Origin of the sequence: Parafannyhessea sp. (assembly GCF_051876455.1) — a bacterium.
Taxonomy (GTDB): domain Bacteria; phylum Actinomycetota; class Coriobacteriia; order Coriobacteriales; family Atopobiaceae; genus Parafannyhessea.
In genome coordinates this window covers 1-2,258 of sequence record NZ_JBJEHW010000150.1, presented here as the reverse complement: position 1 = coordinate 2,258, position 2,258 = coordinate 1, and the positions used below count along the sequence as shown (strand labels likewise).

1 protein-coding gene and 1 pseudogene are annotated in these 2,258 nt (G+C 69.4%); both read right to left on the bottom strand.

Annotated features, from left to right (window positions below; translation table 11 throughout):
- Window positions 1-180: 180 nt before the first annotated feature.
- The gene (locus tag ACI38Z_RS06645) at window positions 181-1,638 is read right to left on the bottom strand and encodes a glutamate synthase subunit beta (RefSeq protein WP_439789407.1); all 1,458 of its coding nucleotides are present in this window, start codon (window positions 1,636-1,638) and stop codon (window positions 181-183) included.
- Between the two features lie 3 nt (window positions 1,639-1,641).
- A pseudogene (locus tag ACI38Z_RS06640) lies at window positions 1,642-2,258 on the bottom strand (glutamate synthase subunit alpha); the annotation flags it as partial.

Here is a 2,258-nt window from a genome sequence, read left to right as displayed (position 1 = left end):
CTTGCGAACGCGACCGTCTTTTTGGTCTGCGGTTCCCTTGCTTATTGCGAGGGAACCGTCAGGGGTAAGGCCGCGCGCCAGAGCGCTTCTGATATCCCCGACACGAAGCGGCCCCAGACACGTCTCCATGTCCAGGGCCGCAGGTTGTTGCTGTCTTTTTAGCTCCTTGGAGCCCGACCTCTAGCCCAGCAGGTCGGACGCGACCTCGGCGGCGCACGCGAGGCCGTCGGAGATGGCGTTCACCACGATGGTCGAGCCGTTCCTGGTGTCGCCGGCGCAGTAGACGCGGCCGTCCTTGGAGCCCGCGAGCACGTGGCGCTTGCCCACGGTGACGGGCAGCGGCCTTCCCTGCTGCGCGACCTCGCCGCCGAAGGCCTCCACGAGGCCCGTGTCCGGGCCAAGGAAACCCATGGCCAGCACGACGAGCTGCGCGGGCAGCGTGCGCACCGTGTCGTCCCTGCGGACGGGCTTGCCGGACGTCCAGTCGAGCGAGACGATCTTGAGCCCCTCGGCCGCGGCGTCGCCCAGGACCTCGAGCGTGTCCGTTGCCCACAGGCGCCTGTCCTCGCCAAACGTCGCGATGGCCTCCTGCTGGCCGTAGTCGGTCTTCTTGACCGCCGGCCACTCGGGCCAGGCGTTGCCGGGGGCGGGCTGCTCGGGCGGCTCGGGCAGGAACTCGAGCTGCATGATGGACTTGGCGCCCTGGCGCAGCGCCGTCGCGACGCAGTCCGTGCCGGTGTCGCCGCCACCGATCACGACGACGTCCTTGCCCTCGGCGGAAATGGGGCTCGTGGTGCCGTCGAGAAAGGCCTTCGTCTGGGCCGTGAGGTACTCCACGGCCAGGTGCACGCCGTCCTTGTCGGCCCCGGGGACCCTGAGCGTGCGCGCGCGGCCGGTGCCCGCGGCGAGCACGACGGCGTCGCTCGTCTTGGCGAGCTTCGCCGCGACCTTGGGGTCGGAGGCGTCCACGCCGCACTCGATCTGGATGCCGCTCCTGCGCATGAGGTCGGCCCTGCGCTCCACCACGTCCTTGGGGAGCTTCATGTTGGGGATGCCGTACATGAGCAGGCCGCCCGGACGGTCGCTCTTCTCGACCATGCGAACGCGCAGGCCGCGGCGGGCGAGCTCCCACGCGCAGGCGAGGCCAGACGGGCCCGTGCCCACGACGGTCACGAGCGGGGCGCCCTTGGGCGCGGGCTCCAGCGGCTTGGGTCCGCCGTGCTCCCACTGCCAGTCGCTGATGGCGCGCTCGTCGTCGCGGATGGTCGTGGGGTCGTCGTGCAGGCCCAGGTTGCAGGCCGCCTCGCAGAGCGCGGGGCAGACGCGGCCCGTGAACTCGGGCAGCGGGTTGGTGAGCGCCAGGCGCTCCGCGGCGTCATCCCAGAGGCCACGCCAGATGAGGTCGTTCCACTCGGGGATGAGGTTGTGCAGCGGACAGCCGCTCGTGCGGGCCTTGCCAAAGTTCACGCCCGTCTGGCAGAACGCGACGCCGCAGTACATGCAGCGGCCGGCCTGGGCGCGAAGCTCGTCCTCGGGAAGCGTGACGGAGAGGTCGTCGTAGTCGTGCACGCGCTCCTCTATCGGGCGCATGCCGTGCTCGTGGCGAGACTGCTCCAGGAATCCTCCTACCTTGCCCATTGGCTACATCCCCTTCCTCATGACCTGGAAGGCACGCTCCTCGGCGGCCTCGTCGTCAAGGCCGTCGGCCTTGGCCTCGGCCGTGAGCTCGAGGACGCGCTTGTACTCGCGCGGGATGACCTTCACGAAGTCGTCTTTGATGTCGTCGAACCTGTAGAGCATCTTGATGCCGCGCGGGCTGTTGGTGCGCTCCGCGTGCTCCTGCACGAGCGAGTGGATGAGCTCCAGCTCATCCGCCGTGGGCTCCTCCAGGAGGACCATGTCGTGGTTGACCCTGGAATCGAGCACGTGGCGCTCGTCGTAGACGTAGGCCACGCCGCCGCTCATGCCCGCGGCGAAGTTGACGCCCACCTGGCCCAGGATCAGCGCGACGCCGCCCGTCATGTATTCGCAGCCGTGGTTGCCCACGCCCTCGCACACGATGGTCGCGCCGGAGTTGCGCACGCCAAAGCGCTGGCCGGCCAGGCCGTTGATGAAGCCCTTGCCGGAGGTCGCGCCGTAGAACGCGACGTTGCCAACGGCCACGTTCTCGTCGAACTTGTACGTGGCGCCGTCGGCGGGGGCTACGGTCAGGATGCCGCCGGAGAGGCCCTTGCCAAAGTAGTCGTTCGCGTCACCGT

Coding starts and splice junctions, on each gene's coding strand:
- ACI38Z_RS06645 (WP_439789407.1), bottom strand. CDS start 1,638: ATGGGCAAGGTAGGAGGATTCCTGGAGCAGTCTCGCCACGAGCACGGC.